Annotated in this window: 12 protein-coding genes; 8 read left to right on the forward strand and 4 right to left on the reverse strand. The window is 53.9% G+C overall.

The window, feature by feature from the left end; all coding sequences use genetic code 11:
- The first annotated feature begins 661 nt into the window (after positions 1-661).
- The gene (locus tag SH528x_RS28895) at positions 662-1048 is read left to right on the forward strand and encodes a hypothetical protein (protein WP_442506905.1); all 387 of its coding nucleotides are present in this window, start codon (positions 662-664) and stop codon (positions 1046-1048) included.
- A gap of 284 nt (positions 1049-1332) precedes the next feature.
- On the opposite strand, the gene SH528x_RS28900 is transcribed toward SH528x_RS28895, so the two are convergent.
- Positions 1333-2343 carry a Gfo/Idh/MocA family protein gene (locus SH528x_RS28900; RefSeq protein WP_442506906.1) on the reverse strand — a complete coding sequence of 337 codons (1011 nt, stop codon included), beginning with the start codon at positions 2341-2343 and terminating at the stop codon, positions 1333-1335.
- 729 nt (positions 2344-3072) lie between these two features.
- Between SH528x_RS28900 and SH528x_RS28905 the strand changes: the two genes are divergently transcribed.
- The 3 genes from SH528x_RS28905 to SH528x_RS28915 all read left to right on the forward strand — a co-directional run bounded on the left by SH528x_RS28905 (position 3073) and on the right by SH528x_RS28915 (position 5483).
- Positions 3073-3477 (forward strand): thioredoxin family protein, encoded by a 405-nt coding sequence (locus SH528x_RS28905; RefSeq protein WP_442506907.1) that lies wholly within the window; start codon positions 3073-3075, stop codon positions 3475-3477.
- A gap of 138 nt (positions 3478-3615) precedes the next feature.
- Complete coding sequence (locus tag SH528x_RS28910; protein WP_442506908.1) at positions 3616-4494, forward strand: UDP-N-acetylmuramate dehydrogenase; 879 nt, start codon at positions 3616-3618, stop codon at positions 4492-4494.
- Positions 4495-4625: 131 nt separating this feature from the next.
- Positions 4626-5483: a cell division protein FtsQ/DivIB gene (locus SH528x_RS28915; RefSeq protein ID WP_442506909.1), complete on the forward strand. Its 858-nt coding sequence runs from the start codon at positions 4626-4628 to the stop codon at positions 5481-5483.
- Between the two features lie 384 nt (positions 5484-5867).
- On the opposite strand, the gene SH528x_RS28920 is transcribed toward SH528x_RS28915, so the two are convergent.
- A complete protein-coding gene (locus SH528x_RS28920) occupies positions 5868-6902 on the reverse strand; it encodes a hypothetical protein (protein ID WP_442506910.1) in 1035 nt (344 codons plus the stop codon).
- Positions 6903-7675: 773 nt separating this feature from the next.
- Between SH528x_RS28920 and SH528x_RS28925 the strand changes: the two genes are divergently transcribed.
- Positions 7676-9349, forward strand: a complete 1674-nt coding sequence (locus tag SH528x_RS28925; RefSeq protein ID WP_442506911.1) for a S41 family peptidase — start codon at positions 7676-7678, stop codon at positions 9347-9349.
- A 193-nt stretch (positions 9350-9542) separates the two neighbouring features.
- Here SH528x_RS28925 and aspS read toward each other — a convergent pair whose 3' ends face one another.
- Together aspS and SH528x_RS28935 are read right to left on the reverse strand one after the other, a co-directional pair.
- Complete coding sequence (gene aspS / locus SH528x_RS28930; RefSeq protein WP_442506912.1) at positions 9543-11321, reverse strand: aspartate--tRNA ligase; 1779 nt, start codon at positions 11319-11321, stop codon at positions 9543-9545.
- A 230-nt stretch (positions 11322-11551) separates the two neighbouring features.
- The gene (locus SH528x_RS28935) at positions 11552-13066 is read right to left on the reverse strand and encodes an MFS transporter (protein ID WP_442506913.1); all 1515 of its coding nucleotides are present in this window, start codon (positions 13064-13066) and stop codon (positions 11552-11554) included.
- 267 nt (positions 13067-13333) lie between these two features.
- Here SH528x_RS28935 and SH528x_RS28940 point away from each other — a divergent pair, with 267 nt between their 5' ends.
- The 3 genes from SH528x_RS28940 to SH528x_RS28950 all read left to right on the forward strand — a co-directional run bounded on the left by SH528x_RS28940 (position 13334) and on the right by SH528x_RS28950 (position 16395).
- Complete coding sequence (locus SH528x_RS28940; RefSeq protein ID WP_442506914.1) at positions 13334-13840, forward strand: glutathione peroxidase; 507 nt, start codon at positions 13334-13336, stop codon at positions 13838-13840.
- Between the two features lie 224 nt (positions 13841-14064).
- Positions 14065-14928, forward strand: a complete 864-nt coding sequence (locus tag SH528x_RS28945; RefSeq protein ID WP_442506915.1) for a GDSL-type esterase/lipase family protein — start codon at positions 14065-14067, stop codon at positions 14926-14928.
- 141 nt (positions 14929-15069) lie between these two features.
- On the forward strand, positions 15070-16395 hold the full coding sequence (locus SH528x_RS28950) for an adenylosuccinate synthase (RefSeq protein WP_442506916.1): 1326 nt from the start codon (positions 15070-15072) through the stop codon (positions 16393-16395).
- Positions 16396-16420: the final 25 nt, after the last annotated feature.

Genomic DNA, 16420 nt, shown 5'->3' on the forward strand with positions numbered 1-16420 from the left:
GGATTGTTCAGTTCCAATGTAGGCCAGACCGCAGCTGAGCGGAGCGGAAAGACAGTGAGGAGTGAGGAGTGAGGAGTGAGGAGTGAGGAGTTGGGAGTTGGGAGTTGGGAGTTGGGAGTTGGGAGAAAAAAAGAATTCACCCTCCCTCCGGAGACTGCTGATTTAGTTAGCCGTTTTGGCGCTAGCCACGGTTCCGTCACCATCCAACCGGGCTAGCGCCCAAACGGCTAACTTAAGAGCGGTGATGCCGTACTAAATCAGCAGTCCCCTTCAGGAGGCGGCCGGGAAGGGCTGGTGACACTGAACTTGCACCGTCCACTTCAATCAAGCACGACGAGCCCCCACCCAGAGCTTGCTCCGCTCGCTCTGACCTCCCCAAAACAAGTTTCGGGGAGGTGAAATTGCTTTGCCGAGCATGAAAAGACGAGGCGGGAGCCTCGAATGCAGTGCGTTCCCAGACAGGAGCCTAGGAACGATCGATTTTGGGTGGCGAATAACGAAAACGGTGTGAAAACGCTGTCTTTTTGCCGTTTTAAAACTTTCTTTTCACTTTCGTGATGGCTGTGACCAGACGTGTCCAGCCAGCTGCGATTCTATACATGTCGCCCGGCAGTTCGGTGTGACAAGAATCGCCTCCCACGCTATCACGGAAGAAAATCAAATGGCAAAGTTCTACGTTCAATGTGGCTCGATCGAAACCATCCTCGTTGCCGAGTCGGCTGAATCGGCGGCGATGAACGCACTGGATCAAATGCTTCAGTCCCATCTGTGGATCTACGACGACAACGGATTGAGCGAGCAAGATTGCCGTGACCACTTGATGATCGAAGCGTTGCTGCATCTGGCTCCCACCGTGCGAGTCAGCGAGCAAGGATTCAACCGCGTCGACGCAATTGAAATTGGCACTCCAGAAACAATCGAAATGTGGCACCGATTGATGGTGGGGATGAAACGATTGTTTGCCTCGGCTGGCATGCCGACTCGATCAATGACTTCGATCGGCTGCGTGCCAACGGTCGCCTTCACCGCACCACGAATGCCACGCTAAGGCAGCTGCAACTCACTCTCCCCCACCATTGGAGACGGCTGATTTAGTACGACATCACCGCTCTGATGTTAGCCGCTTAGCATTAGCCCCGGTTGGATGGTGACTAAACCGTGACTAGCGGGTTGTTGATTTAGTGAGCCGCTCGCGCGTGAGCGGCCGGGTCCCGCGCATCTACCCGGTGCCTTACGGCCCACGGCTCACTAAGTCAGCAGTCGCGATTGATGCCATCGACTTTGGCACTAACCGGGTTAGTTTTGTAGTGGATGCTTACGTGCCGACCGGAACTAAGAGATTCGCGTCTTCAAATCCATTCGCTGGCCGCTTCGACAACTCTCTCGTGCGGCCGCCAAAATACTGGCGGCGCAATACACATCGTCCAAGTCGCTCATGTTTCGCACCAAGCTTGTGACGGCACGATAGAACTGGGTTAACAACTGCTGACCTACCGGCAATTCGGTTTCCAGCGATTCGACATGCCGGCCGGCATCATCAAACCAAACCAGCGTCGAAGGCAGGTCGATGAAAGCGACACCACGTTCGCAACAGATCTGCATCGCTGATGGGGGCCGAAAACTTACAGCCTCGTGCCAAGTCGAGCGGATATAGCTGCCGCAGCTAATCTGAGCCGTCACGGGAGGTTTCACATCGGCGCCAGCGAACTGAAGACTCATGCACTCGTAATCGGCGGGCGTGGTATGACTGAGTCCCGTCGAAACGACCGTTTCGGGTTCACGTCCGACAACATAACGGCACCAATCGATCAACTCGATCAATTCCTGCTGCAACGGATTCGCCACGACCGTATTGGGTTTGGGAGTGGAAGGATCCACTTGGACTCGGCGATGGCAAAACACCAATTTCGGTGGCCCGAGATGCGTCGCGATCAATTCCTTGAGCCGCAGAGTGGCGGGGGCGAACCGCTTAGGAAACTCGGTCATGAACGCGACGCCGCTGCGATCGATCACGTCGCGAATCCGGCCCGCTTCGACGGGATCAAAATCGAGGTCACCCGCCCAATAGATCGCTTTGCCAGCGTCACAGGCGGCCAGCATCGGCAACCAGCCTAGCCAACTACGCTGCAGCACCAAAATTGCATCAATATCACAGCGTGAAACGAGCGTTTGATAGCCATCGACAGGATCCGCCTGGAACTCTGCGGCGGCGTTTTCTGCCAATTTTGACACAGTGCTGAAGACGGCACGCACATCAAATCGATCCTGCAGCATCTGCAACGCAGGTCGATGACGGGTTTGCCATGCATCCCCAAGGCCGATCAATCCGATGCGAAGCTTCATACATTACCAATCGAGCGAAAGTCGTGTTTACCACAAGAATTGATTGCAAAGCAGCCAAGCTGGCTGCAAAAGCGGCAACCCGGTCCCAAAACCGCACCGCAAACCCGTTTTTCGTAAAAATTTCCTGATCGCTTCCACCCCCACCAACAGCCGGGTGCGGCAACTTGGCACATGCGTTTGGCACGCCCGAAACCGTTTGCGAACAATAGTTTAGCGTTGAGCATACCAAAATATAGAGTTCTACAAATCAAAAACGTCGATCTCGTTCCAAGTCCAATTTGAAAAAATGCCGAGCTTGACCCTTGTGGCCCTCAGACTCATCCATAGAATCCTCCCAACTCGCCAGAAACACCTAACCGTCAAGCACTTGTTGCTGCGAAGTTAAGGGTTTTAGCGAACAGGTTTTCGTTGGGAAGATTAGCCCACATTGATGTCGATCGATGGCTGCAATCCTCCCAAGAAAAGCCCCTCCCTAGCAAACAACCGATTTTCGACGCAGGAATGCGGAACTTTCAACACCAGCACGGCTGGATCAACGAAAGATCAGCGAAAACCGGTTGGCATCATGGATGTCGCTAGGGTGTCCGTTAAGGAATCTTGTCTCAACATCCTTGTGGTATCCAACTTCATTTTTAGTTTGATCAAGCTCTCATTGCGATGAGTTCTCGATTGGTCGGTAGAGTGCCGACACCCACAGTGATGTTCCTCCGAAAATCTAGGGAGTTTGGAATGGTTTCGTTGCTTTTAGCTTTGGTTTTGTCCAGCGTGACAAGCGAACAACAGATGCAGCAGAACTACGCTTCGGTTTACAAGCAATCGATTGAAGAAAACAAGCCTTTGATGGTCGTCGTTGGCGCCGAATGGTGCCCCGCATGCCACGTCTTGAAAGACTCGACCATCAAGCAAATGGCACAAACAGGCGAATTGGACGAAGTCTGTGTCGCCGTTATTGATAAAGACCAGGATCCTGAGTTGGCGAAGCAACTCACGCAGGGCGAAAACATGTTGCCCCAAATCATTATGTTCACCAAGACCGAATCGGGTCAGTGGAATCGCCGTCGTTTGATGGGTTTCCAGCCTAAACAACCGGTTCGCACGCTCATCAAGAGAGCTATCTTGGACCGAAAAGGCTAACTCGGTACGGAACGTTTGACCGAAAATTATGGAAGCGTCAGCTGTGACTCTCATTCACAGCTGACGCTTTTTTTTGTGATTTCGGTTATTCTGTGTGCTTATCGACCCAATAGGAAACTGGAAAGGCAGACACAAAGCATGAGCTTCTCTGAGGATTTGGACCATCTGATTCGCACCGACGAGCCACTTTCGCCATTGGTTTGGCTTGGAATCGGTGGCCCTGCGCGTTTTTTCGCTGAACCAGTCGACGAAGCCGAACTGCAACGCGTTTACCGCGAAGCAACGCAGGCCGGTCTGGCAATCCGCATCCTGGGCGGCGGCAGCAACGTCCTGGTACGCGAATCAGGCTTTGATGGCCTCGTCATTTCGCTCGCCGCAGCCGCCACAAGCGAATTAGAAATCCAAGACAATCGACTGATCGCCGGCGCCGGCGCAAAACTGTCCCATGCCGTCATCAAGTCGGTGGGGGCTGGGTTGGGCGGACTCGAGCATCTCGTCGGAATTCCCGGTTCGGTGGGTGGAGCGGTCGTTGGAAATGTGTCCAACGGAGGCCGTGACATTGGGTCGGTCGTCGAAAGCATCACCGTGATCGAAAGCGATGGCTCGACGCGAGAATTGAATCAACACGAAGCGGGCTTCTCGCACCGTAAAACGGCTCTGAACGGTCTCGGGGTGCTGAAAGTCACCTTTGCCCTTGAACCACGCGATGTGTCGGCACTAACCAAACGGATGCAAAAGCTGTGGATCAGCCGAAATGCAGACCGTCCGAGTGAACAGCGACGTATTGCGACGCCATTTGTCGATCCTGATGGAATGCCAGCAAACACGCTGATTCAAAACTGTGGTCTCGCAGGAGTCCGTGAGGGGGACGTTTCACTCGATGCGAACCACCCTCAATATCTGATCGCCCACACCGGTGCCACCAGCGAACAATGCTTGCGTTTGATCGAACGGGTACGTGAACAAGTGTTGCTGCAAACTGGGATCGACTTGCAATTGAATCTGCAGATTTGGTAGAGATGTGGGTTAACCCACCGCGTTACCGTGGGATTTATCACTCAGTTGCTGGACAAAGCTTCAGCTACAACCGAGTGAGATGCATTTCGCAACGAATCAACAATGGATTGTAAGAGGCAAGTACGGTGGCGATGAAATCGAATCGCGAAGACCGCCCCCGCCCGATTCGCGATATGATCCGGCGGCTGATTGTGGCTCCCGCGTCGCTATCCTTTATCTGGCCCGTCTTGCTGATTGTGGGCGGCTATGTCGCCTGGGATCGCTGGGGTGCCGAGCATGTCGCCACCCAATTCTATGGCGTCCAGCTCGAAAACATCTACATCACCGAACCTCCGACCTACGTCCGTACCGATATTACCAGCACGGTTTTCCGCGATACGGCGCTCGATCAACTTTCGCTTTTGGATGTACAAGCCACTGCAAAAATTGCGTCGGCTTTTTCCACTCACCCGTGGGTCAATCGCGTGATCAGTGTCCGCAAATTGCCTGGCGGCAAAGTCGACGTTCACCTCGACTACCGCCGCCCAGTAGCCATGGTGCTTGTAGTTAAACCCGACCAAAGCGATTCACGCAATCTCTTTATTCCCGTCGATAGTTCTGGCATCGTTCTGCCCATGTTAGAGTTTGCTTCATCAGAGATATTCGACTACATCCATATCGAAGTTCCCAGTGTCTATCCGACCGGAGTGGTCGGCGGACTTTTTGGCGACAGCCGGGTCGAAGCGGCAGCTGGCTTGGCGGGCATCTTGTCACCGGTTCGTGAACAAGCCAAGGTGCGTGCGATCGGTGTGCACGGCGACGCCCGACAAAACAATGTCCCGCAGCTGGAAATCACGACCACTGACAACCGCCGACTATTCTGGGGCAGCCCTCCGGGACTCGAAGAGGGAGGCGAACGCACGGTGGAAATGAAGCTGCACGCATTGATGAGCGGCGAAGAAATCACCAACGGCGATTTGCGACTCGCTAGACGAAACATCGTGCAATAAGACAGTCGGGCGAAAACAACCCACCCTACCAGCCCGATACGCAAGCCAGGAACACGGATGGACACGCTGGATTGCATTCCCTCGCTTGCGTGTTTTGCAGTTGCTGTTTTTGTGCCGGAGGCACTTTGTGGGATAGCCTTGGACTTTAGTCCAGGGTATTGGTTCACTGATAGGCATCAAGTCGCGGAGCGACGTTCTTTGGCGAGCGATCGAAACACAAAATGTCCCGCTGGGACTCGATTGATATCGGGGAAAATCGCTCGGACTAAAGTCCGAGACTATCTAAAACTGTCGCTCCGCGACAGCAAATTAAGCAACTTCAAAACTTGCGTGTCAGGCTTATATGCAATGGTGGGTGATCACAGGCGATCAACCACACTGCAATCAGCGTGGCTGGCTTGCGACTTGAATGAATGACGATCCCTCCTGCTGCAACTCGGACAGTCCGACTTGCTGCAGATGCTGGTTCACCGCGATCCATTCGTATTGATTCAAGCGACTTTGGGTTAACGACCAAAACTCGCGATCATTGACCACCAACATTGCCAACGAACGAGGCGTATCTTCCACCCTCGGACGCAACAACTGAATGGTTTTGATCATTCGCACCCTTTGCTCAAACTCGAGATCAGTGGCAAACATCTGCTGGACCATCGGAATAATGGGTGTCCCCCAATTCAATAGCTGCTGCTGAGCCGACATCCGCACGCCGTGACGTGGCGAACGCAATTGCTCAACACACTTGGCGACCTGATCCAACGTCACCTCGGGAAGGCCTGTACGGCCAGACAAGATGGCAGGTTGAATTTGGTCCGACAGCTCGGCAATCGATTTCCCACGCAAGACACGCGAGGTTAGGGCGGCGTAATGCAGATCAAACACATTGGGATTTTGCAGACGAACATGGAACAGAGTCGTTCCGGTGTAGGATTCCTGCAAATCGCCACGCTTCACCTGCCACTGAATCGTTCCGAATTCGGGCTGCTGCAACACGCTTCGTTCACCGGTGTGCGTGAACTCGGATTCAATTTTCACTTCGGTTGCATCATCAACGCTAAGCGAAATGTGGTGCGATGGAATCTGGGAAAAGTCAGAAGGTAAATGAGATGGCCGCTTCATCGACTGCTTCAAAACGTAGTGCAGTGATGGAATTCCGCGATCAGCGGTCACCGTGATACTTTCAAAAGCATCGTCGGTTTGTCGCTGTTGTGCCCCTTTGCGGTGCAACATGGGGTTAAGTCCGAGTCGCCCCTGAATCAACTGAAAGCGGACCACGCCGCTGGAAGAAAAGAACGCGTCCAGCTCTGGCGACGCTCGGCTCGTGGAAAGACGCTCAGCATCGGGCGGCCTTTGAGCAAAAGTCGCCACGTGAGAAACGGACAGGCCGAGAACAACGGCTAGCAGCAATCGCCACTTCATCCCTGAACCCTCAACTTTCCTCGGACTCTTTCCGAGCCTCGTGGTGTTAGCCACGAGTGGTGCAGGTAAGTCGAGTTGATTTTGCACAGCGAGCCACGATGCCAGCTGCGAAAGTCAACCGAGCCTGACCCGCATGAATGGGTGCATCTGGCATCAGTGAACGCGCATGGGCCGAACCTGGTCGGGCGCGGCCCGACGAGTCCATATCTCTATTATCGTCAAAAATTCACTTTTTGTGAAAGAGATCTTTTTTTCCGCGGCATCCCGCAATCCTTCCCCCCCGTGTTTCGCAGGTAAAACACCGCTCATTGCAGCAGAAATTGACTTGGCGATCCGGGAAACTTGTGTTTCACAAACAGACACTCAAGACCAAAAAGCGAAACGATCAACCGGAGCACAAAAAGTTCATTGCCTGCGAACTGGACAACGCCTATCTTTCTGGTGGAAGCCACGACGACCTACGAGTCGTCTCTTGTGCAGTGGAGGCACAGCGGTAGGAAACAGGCGTGAAACACGCTTGTGCGGTCACACTCTCTAAGAAGTTGACCGGAAGTATCGGAACATTTGCATCGACCCATTCGCCACCTTTCGGCTTGGTCGGTTTGTAACAAATTTTCCTATTTTCCACCGCAGCGTTTTTTTGACCAGGCACCCTTTGTGTCCTATATTCCCGTAGCTGTGTGGTCTGAGCGTCTTTGCACAGCTTCATCTAAGCATCACCTCCCTGATGTTTAGGGGACCTCCCGAACGATGCTCCACTGGACTTTGCTCGTATGAATCGGATCCCTCAGATCTATCGTCGCCAATCCGCTGGAACTTTTTTCAGCTTGATCGCCGGCGTATTGCTACTCGGTCCTGTCTCACCCGTGACCGCTCAAGTTGTTACCGAAGCTGAAACGTTTTCAGTGACACCGGAACAGCAGGCGGTACAGCAAGGACTTGAACTCGAGCAAGCTCGATTGTGGGCCGACGCGGTTCGTCATTATGAGGACGCGTCCAAGAAGCACCCTGGCAGCAAGTCGCTGTACCAACGATTGACAATCGCGAAGCTGCATTACGACGTCAACCGTCGCTACCAAGACAACAGCTATCTGCAGTCGGTTGACCGATTGTCGGGTGAGCAGGCTCTTGATTTGTACGCTGAGATTTTGGCGAATTTGCAGACCCATTATGTCGAACAGATCGATTGGGCTCGCGTGATGCTTCACGGCACTGCGGCTCTCGAAGTCGCGTTGACCGAAGAAAAGTTTGTTGGCCGAATGCTCGCCAACGCCGACCCGGCTGCCGTCGAGCACTTTCGCCAAAACGTGCATCACCAATTGGCCAGCCGCAGCACCGCGACTCGCTTTGACTTACGAGCGAACGTCGCATTCGTCTCGTCGTTGGCAAAATCCGAGATTGGATTGTCGCCAGCCGCCACCGCTTTGGAATTCATGAGCGGTGCCGTATCAACGCTCGATCCTTACACTCGTTTGTTGTCGGGTAACCAACTTGACGAAATGTTCTCGAACATCGAAGGCAACTTTGTTGGCTTGGGCATCGAACTGAAAGCCGAAAGCAACGCACTTCATATCTTGTCGGTCATCCCCGGTGGTCCTGCCGAAGAAGCCGGTTTGATTGGTGGCGATCGCATCATTCGTGTCGAAACAACCGAGACCAAAACATCGGACCCTGGCTACGCCGCCGACCTACTTCGCGGCCCTGAAAAGTCGTACGTTTCGATTGGTGTCTTGGGACTGGACGGGAAGACTCGTGACTTGAAAGTTCAACGCCGCCGCGTGGAAGTACCTTGTGTTGAAAATGTCCACATCGTCGACACCACAAACCATGTCGGATATCTGCGTCTGACCAACTTTCAAAAAACCACGACGCGTGACATCGAACAAGCACTGTGGGACTTGCACCGCCAAGGAATGAAATCGTTAATCCTTGACGTTCGCGGCAATCCCGGTGGATTGCTTTCGGCAGCAGTGGAAGTGGCGGACCGTTTCCTTGGCGACGGACGCATCGTGACCACTCGTGGTCGCAACGCTCGTGAAAACTACGACTACACGGCTCATCGTCCCAACACGTGGAACATCCCGCTCGCCGTTTTGATCGATCGCGACAGTGCGAGTGCAAGTGAGATTTTTGCGGGAGCGATTGCCGACAGCGGACGTGGCGATGTGATTGGTGAAACCAGTTACGGCAAAGGCAGCGTGCAAGGAATCTTTCGGATGCAATCGGCCAAGTTCGGACTCTGTTTGACGACCGCAAAGTTCTACTCGCCAAGCGGCCGAGCGATCAGCCTAAACGGGGTCACCCCAAGCGTGCCGGTTGAACCGACTTACATTGCCGCTCGTCCGAATTCCAACGGTGAAATGACCACCGACCGTGAAGACGCTGTTTTGCAGAAAGCGATCACTCGATTGTCGGACAACAACTGGATCAGCCGCCGACCGCAATAAACAAATCGTTTGCAATCGATTTCGACCCGAGAATAAAAAAATCCCGCTCCAATGGAGCGGGATTTTTTTTTTGCGGGAGAGGCACTTATAGATTTATGCACCGTAGTGGATCTTGCTAAAGATCCCCATGCGGCAGGATCTTTAGCAAGATCCACTAACTCAGTTTTTTTCGTCAGTCTGCGAATTCCAGACCTTACTGAGTCTTCACGCCGACGGTACGCAAGTGCAGTTCGGTGAGTTGTCCCGAATCGACTGCGCCCGGAGCTTCGGTCATCAAGTCGGCTGCCTTTTGAGTCTTCGGAAACGCGATCACTTCGCGAATGTTCTCTAGCCCTGCCAACAACATCACCCAGCGATCGACGCCAAGGGCGATCCCACCATGCGGTGGTGCACCAAAACGCAGCGCGTTCAACAGGAATCCGAAACGATCTTCGGCGGTCGCTTCGTCGATCCCCAACAAATCAAAGACCTTGCTTTGCGTCTTGGAATCGTGGATTCGGATCGTTCCACCGCCCGCTTCGCTGCCGTTGATGATGAGGTCGTACGCCTGAGCATGACATCCCTTGGGATCGCTCTCCAGCTTCTCTAGGTCGCTGGCAAGCGGTGCGGTAAAGGGGTGATGCATGGCCGCCCAGGTGCCGGTTTCTTCATCGCGATCGAACATCGGGAACTCGGTGATCCAACTGCAATTGAGTTGGTCGGGGCTGTAAAGCTTCAGCTCGGCACCTAAACGTTTGCGAAGTGCATACAACCCTTTGCAGGTGACTTCCCAAGTATCGGCCAAGAACATCAACAAGTCGCCCGGTTCACCCTTCATCAATTCCTTGATCTCAGCCAAATGGGCTTCGTCCAAGTTCTTGCTGATCGGGCTCCACAATGTGCCGTCGTCCTCGACGCGGAACCAAGCCAGACCTTTCGCACCAAATTCTTTGACAAATTCGGTCATCTCGTCGATTTGGCGACGCGAGAATTTGGTTGCCGCTTCCTTAACATTCATGCCGCGGACAAAGTTGCCGGCATCGGCGGTACCGCGGAAAACGCGGAATTCGGTTTTCTTGGCGACCGATGTGACGTCGACGATTTCCATATCGAAACGCAAATCGGGTGCGTCGTGACCGTAGCGACGCATCGCTTCGTCATAAGTCATTCGCGGCAGAGGTGTTTTGACTTCTTTGCCAAGCACTTCTTTGGCCGTACGAGCGACCAAGCCATCGATCAGCGCCATGATGTCGTCGGCATCGACGAACGACATCTCGAGGTCCAACTGGGTGAATTCAGGTTGGCGGTCAGCTCGCAAATCTTCGTCGCGGAAACACTTCGCCACTTGGACGTAGCGATCGAAACCAGCAACCATCAAAATTTGCTTGTACAGCTGGGGCGATTGCGGCAGCGCGTAGAATTTTCCAGCGTGCACGCGGCTTGGCACCAAATAATCGCGAGCTCCCTCGGGAGTGCTGCGACCGAGGATCGGTGTTTCCACATCGATAAAATCATGTTCGGCAAAGTAGTCACGCATCACTTTGATGATGCGGCTGCGTTGGACCAAAGCGTTCTGCATTTCTTTGCGACGCAGGTCCAAAAAGCGATACTTCAGCCGCAGGTCTTCACCCGGCAAATCGCTCTGGCTTGGGGTGAAGGGAGGGTTGGCACATGCGTTGAGAATTTCGACGTGATCACCACGAACTTCGATTGCTCCGGTAGGCAATTTGTCGTTGGTTTTGCCTTCCAGGCGATGGGCGACTTTGCCCTTGATCAGAATCACGCTTTCGGCAGGAATTCGGCCTGCTTCGTCGATCCGTTGCGCGTCGGCCTCGGGAGGCCCAACCACAACTTGAGTCAGTCCGTAGCGATCGCGAAGGTCGATAAAGACGGCGCCGCCATGGTCACGTTTGCTGTCGACCCATCCGCATAGGGTCACTTCGGTTCCAATATCGGTCGTACGGAGTTGTCCGCAGGTATGGGTGCGTAGCACAGATCGGTCGGGGGCTAGGGAAACGGAATGGGTCAACGAGCAGGATTCTAGCCGCCCGAGTTACTTTTGCTGAGTGGGGGCAACGGCCAGTTGTGGTAAAACTAAATCGGTTCAGGCAAAAGAAAAGCCGACATCGGGAAAGATGCCGGCTTTTGCTAGTGTTGAATCCTGTCCGAAGCCGCGAAGGAACCAATGTGAGTCGGTTCCTTTGCAGTCCTCGGAGCGAGCGACTAGAGCTCGGTCCCGGGAGCTTCGTCGGCGAGCGAGGCATCGCCCTTATGTTTGGGTGCCTTGAAACAGAAAATCAGGATCAAGTACAAAATCGCCATCACGGCTGGAACCAGTGCAGTGGCTCGAATCGCCATTCGGCTGCCGTGAAGAGCCGCTTCGCTGGTCGGAGCAGCATCAATCGGAGCATACTCTTTGTTCGTTTGCCACCAATCGTATTGATTGCGAAGCCCTTCGAACTTCTTGCTCGACCACTCATCGCCAGCGATCGTCTTTTCATTCTCGATCGTCGCTCCATTATCCGCAAGCATCCCCGCTTTCGCACCATCGATACCAACGATCGGTGGGAAGACCAAGAACTGGTTCTCGTTGGGAGCTTTCACTCGTTCAAACGTTTCCGGAGCGTTTGCTTGGATGTACTGCGACGAGAAATAGTCTTGCTTGTATCCAATTCCAGGGCCGCCCAGCAATCCAGCTGAGGTCATTCCGGCAAAACCCATCAAAGCCATCGCAACGGTGGCACTTTGTGGATAGCGTTCGCCGACAACACCCAACATGGTTGGCCATAGAAAGGTCTTACCCAAGGCGTACACGGTTGCAGCAAAGAACATGAAGTAAACGTTGGTTCCGATGCTGATCAAATACAACCCGGTCGCACCGATACAAGCACTGAAGAACAACAATCCCAACGACGAAATCTTATGCACGATAGGGCCGGCAAAGAATCGCAAACCGGTCATCAACAGCGAAGTGTAAATGAACAGCGCGGTTCCCAGCGTTGCACTTTTCAAAATGCTACTGGTGATCTTGTTGATCCAGCTATCAGTTCCCAATTCGACGTAACCGACCAAGGCGTGGGTCAGCAACAGAATGACAAAAAACGGAGCGATCAGCTTGGCAATCATGCCGCCGTAAGAGACGGTACCGGATTGAGCATCGGTTTTCGGGAACCGTTCCTTGACCGCAATAAAGCCGTACATCGCAGTCGGAATCAGGTAGGTTGCCAGCAGGATTTCCCAGCCAACGCTGCCTTTCAAAAATACGATCAAACCGCCAATGACCAGACCGGCGGGCCAACCGGCGTGCAAGATATTTAGATAGTGAGTCTTTTGTTCGGGATAAATGGCGGCGGTCAGCGGGTTGATCACCCCTTCGCAAATCCCGTTACCGACCGCAAATATAAACGCGGACCAAAACAGGATCATGTAAACCGCATCTTTGCCGGCTGCGTTAAAGACCGGAGTGGCCGAGAACAACAACACTGCGGAAATCACGTGACAAACCAGCGCCGCCAACATCAGCGGCTTGTAGCCAATCCAGTCGGTTAGAAACCCCGCCAACAGGATGACGATTCCGAAACCGAGCAATCCACCGCCGGTGATTTGCCCCAACTCGGTCATAGTGAACCCGTACTGGGTCGACCAAACGTCAAGCAGTCCCGCACGCACGGCAAAACCGATACCGGCAGCGATCAAGGCTAGAAAGCCTGCAGTGAGAAGTAGTTTTCGGTTTTCCATAGCGCCGGTTCGGTCCGTAGGAGGGGGTAAAATTCAGATTGACCACGAAATGCTGGCAATCGAAAGTGGTTTCGTCAAGTAAGTCTGCCGTTATTTAGCCAGCAATGAGAGATTAATTCACCTCCACGCTCGTTGCTACTTACTCGCTCGCTATACTCTGCCTAAACAAACAAATTTGCTGCCCACGGCGGCTTCCCCCCTGCTATCGGAGTCCTCTCGATGCGTTTCCTGCTTGCCACCACCCTCATTCTTGGAGCTTTCACGACTATGGCGACTGCCGACGACAGCCACGAATGTGCGCTCGATTTCAAAGTAAAAAACATTGATGGCGAAACCGTTGACCTCGAAGATTACGAGGGCAAAGTGGTGCTGATCGTCAACACCGCCAGCGAATGTGGGCTGACGCCTCAATACGCTGGACTGCAAGATTTGTACAAAAAGTACGAAGAAAAGGGCTTGGTCGTGCTCGGATTCCCTTGCAACCAATTTGGTAGCCAAGAACCAGGCAGCGAAGCCGACATCAAATCGTTCTGCTCGACCAAGTACAACGTGACCTTCCCGATGTTCAGCAAGGTGGACGTCAACGGCAAAGACGCGACCCCGATCTACAAGTATTTGACCAGCAAGGACGTCAAACCGGCTGGCAAAGGTAAAATCAGCTGGAACTTTGAAAAGTTTCTAATCGACCGTGATGGCAATTTGGTCAACCGATTCGCGCCGCGGACGACTCCCGACGACGCCGAACTCGTCAAAGCGATCGAATCGGAACTGTAAGTTGCCGGAGCGAGCTGTTGATTTAGTGAGCCGCTCGCGCGTGAGCGGCCGGGTTCCACGCATTACCCGGTGCCTTACGGCCCACGGCTCACCAGTGCAATCTACATTTCGATAAAATCAACAGCTCGGCGATCCGAGAGCAACTAGACTATGGGCGAATCGCTCGATGAGAGCGGCTCGCCGCTTTGCCCGCCTTCCAACCTTCCTCGCATCCCATTCCCGCCATGCGTTCTTTTTTTTGTCTCGCTGCTGTTGTCATTGGCATTTCTATTCCCAATTTGGCATCAGCCGAAGCACCGAAACCACTGTTAAACCCTAATGATCGATTAGCATTGGTCGGAGGAACCATCGTCGAGCGGATGCAGAGCAACGGTCAGCTCGAAGCTCAACTGCAATCCCGACGTCCCGATTGGAAATTGACGGTCCGAAATTTGGGTTGGTCTGGCGATGACGTGCACGGCTACGCCCGAAAACGCTTTGATTCGCCGCGTGAAGGCTATTCGCGGTTGCTTGCCGATATCGAGGTGGCCAACCCGACCGTGGTTTTATTGGCCTACGGATTTGCCGAAGCAAGCGACGGTGAACCGGCGATCGGACGATTTGCCGATGGACTGAAACGATTGGTCAATGACATCCAACAAGCGAATCGCCGCGTGATCCTTGTGACGCCCTTCCCGCTGCCGGGCGTCAAAACCGAAAACTACGAAAAATCGATCGATAAAGCTCGCGAGATTGTGCAGACGGTCGGTAAACAAACCGATTCCGCCGTCGTTCAAATTCAGTGGAAGCCCAGCGCCGAAGAAGTCACCGTCAATGGATTGGCACCCAACGACGCCGGCTACGCCGAATTAGCGAATCGACTGTCGAATGCCTTGGTGGGCGGCGAGTCACGCCAGCTCAAAATTGAACTTTCGCAGCAAATCGTTCGCAAAAACGAACTTTTCTTCAACCATTACCGGCCTCAGAACGAGACGTACCTGTTGTTATTTCGTAAGCACGAACAAGGCAACAACGCCTCGGAATTGGCGGAGTTCACCCCGCTGATTGAAGCGGCGGACAAGAAAATTTGGGCGTCAGCCGCGCAGTAGAGCTAGTTGTGCTGGGATCTTTTCACACACTTGCTCTCCTCCTGCTTGCCAGCATCCGCGTCGGGGCTTAGGCTTTTCCGTTTGCGCCGTGGGGATTTCCCCCCGGGAATTTCCCCCCCAAAGTTCTTGGGAGTTCGTTTGGTGTCGGGTACTTGTGTCATTGGTCTGCAGTGGGGCGACGAGGCAAAAGGCAAGCTGGTTGATCTGCTTGCACCTCAGTTCGATATCGTGGTTCGTTACCAAGGGGGTGCCAACGCTGGGCACACCGTGGTCGCGGGCGATCAAACCTACAAATTGCACCACATCCCCAGCGGGATCTTGCATCCCCAGGTTCAGAACCTCATCACGCCAGGTGTGGTGATCAATCCGTCGACGATGCTCGACGAAATTGATGCACTGGCGCCTCGCGGAGTCGACTGCACCAAAAACCTGATGATCAGCGAGCGGGCTCACTTGGTGATGCCATGGCATATCGCAGAAGATCGTCAAATCAATGCGACCGAAGTTCGCGGCGAATCGATTGGAACGACCAACCGAGGCATCGGGCCATGTTATCGCGACAAAGTGGGACGCACCCACGCAATTCGCATGACCGATTTGATTCAGCCGCAACGTGACGAACGCATTCGCACGGTTGCTGAGCAGAAGATGCAGTTGCTAAAAAACCTTGGGGCGTCAGAAGACGAGCTACAAAAGATTGCTCCCGAGGTCGTTGTCCCCTTGGCCGCCTCTTGGGCCGAACGTCTCAAAGGCATGATCGGCGATACCACCGACCTGCTGCTCGATGCGACCGAAGCGGACAAACGCATTTTGTTCGAAGGTGCTCAAGGCGCCCTGCTGGATATCGACCACGGCACGTATCCGTTTGTCACTAGCAGTAACAGCAGTGGCGTCGGCGTTTGTGCCGGTGCTGGCGTGCCACCAAAGTGGATCAACACGGTGCTTGGCGTCTGCAAAGCCTACAGCACTCGCGTGGGCGGCGGTCCCTTCGTCACCGAACTCGACGACGCCACGGGCGATCGAATTCGTGACCTTGGTAACGAATATGGAACGACCACCGGACGTCCACGACGTTGTGGATGGTTCGATGCAGTTGCCGTTCGCTACACCGCACGTCTGAGTGGTGTGACTCGGTTGGCACTGATGATGATGGACGTGCTAGCTCACTTGGACGAATTGAAAGTCTGTGTTGCCTACGAACTTGATGGCAAACGAATCGAACGATTCCCTAGCCATGCGGATGAGTTGCGTCGCTGCAAACCCATCTACGAAACGATCCAAGGCTGGAAAGAACCTGTGGACGATGTTCGCCGCATGGATCAATTCCCCGCCGGTGCAATGGCTTATGTCCGCCGAATCGAAGAACTCGTCGGCGTTCCCGTCGGCGTCCTTTCGGTTGGACCGGATCGAGCGCAAACTATCTTTACCGAAGCTGCATCAGAACTTGCACTGCAACCGCTAAGCTAGTCAGGACGCATCGCGAGTAAGGCGA

It is taken from the genome of Novipirellula methanifontis (assembly GCF_052161655.1).
Lineage (GTDB): Bacteria > Planctomycetota > Planctomycetia > Pirellulales > Pirellulaceae > Novipirellula.

What these genes read in the sequence shown, in the direction of transcription:
- SH528x_RS28900 (WP_442506906.1), bottom strand. Translation starts at nt 2,343, where the DNA reads ATGAAGCTTCGCATCGGATTGATCGGCCTTGGGGATGCATGGCAAACC.
- SH528x_RS28910 (WP_442506908.1), top strand. Translation starts at nt 3,616, where the DNA reads ATGAGCTTCTCTGAGGATTTGGACCATCTGATTCGCACCGACGAGCCA.
- SH528x_RS28935 (WP_442506913.1), bottom strand. Translation starts at nt 13,066, where the DNA reads ATGGAAAACCGAAAACTACTTCTCACTGCAGGCTTTCTAGCCTTGATC.
- SH528x_RS28905 (WP_442506907.1), top strand. Translation starts at nt 3,073, where the DNA reads ATGGTTTCGTTGCTTTTAGCTTTGGTTTTGTCCAGCGTGACAAGCGAA.
- SH528x_RS28925 (WP_442506911.1), top strand. Translation starts at nt 7,676, where the DNA reads ATGAATCGGATCCCTCAGATCTATCGTCGCCAATCCGCTGGAACTTTT.
- SH528x_RS28895 (WP_442506905.1), top strand. Translation starts at nt 662, where the DNA reads ATGGCAAAGTTCTACGTTCAATGTGGCTCGATCGAAACCATCCTCGTT.
- SH528x_RS28915 (WP_442506909.1), top strand. Translation starts at nt 4,626, where the DNA reads ATGAAATCGAATCGCGAAGACCGCCCCCGCCCGATTCGCGATATGATC.
- SH528x_RS28920 (WP_442506910.1), bottom strand. Translation starts at nt 6,902, where the DNA reads ATGAAGTGGCGATTGCTGCTAGCCGTTGTTCTCGGCCTGTCCGTTTCT.
- SH528x_RS28940 (WP_442506914.1), top strand. Translation starts at nt 13,334, where the DNA reads ATGGCGACTGCCGACGACAGCCACGAATGTGCGCTCGATTTCAAAGTA.
- SH528x_RS28945 (WP_442506915.1), top strand. Translation starts at nt 14,065, where the DNA reads ATGCGTTCTTTTTTTTGTCTCGCTGCTGTTGTCATTGGCATTTCTATT.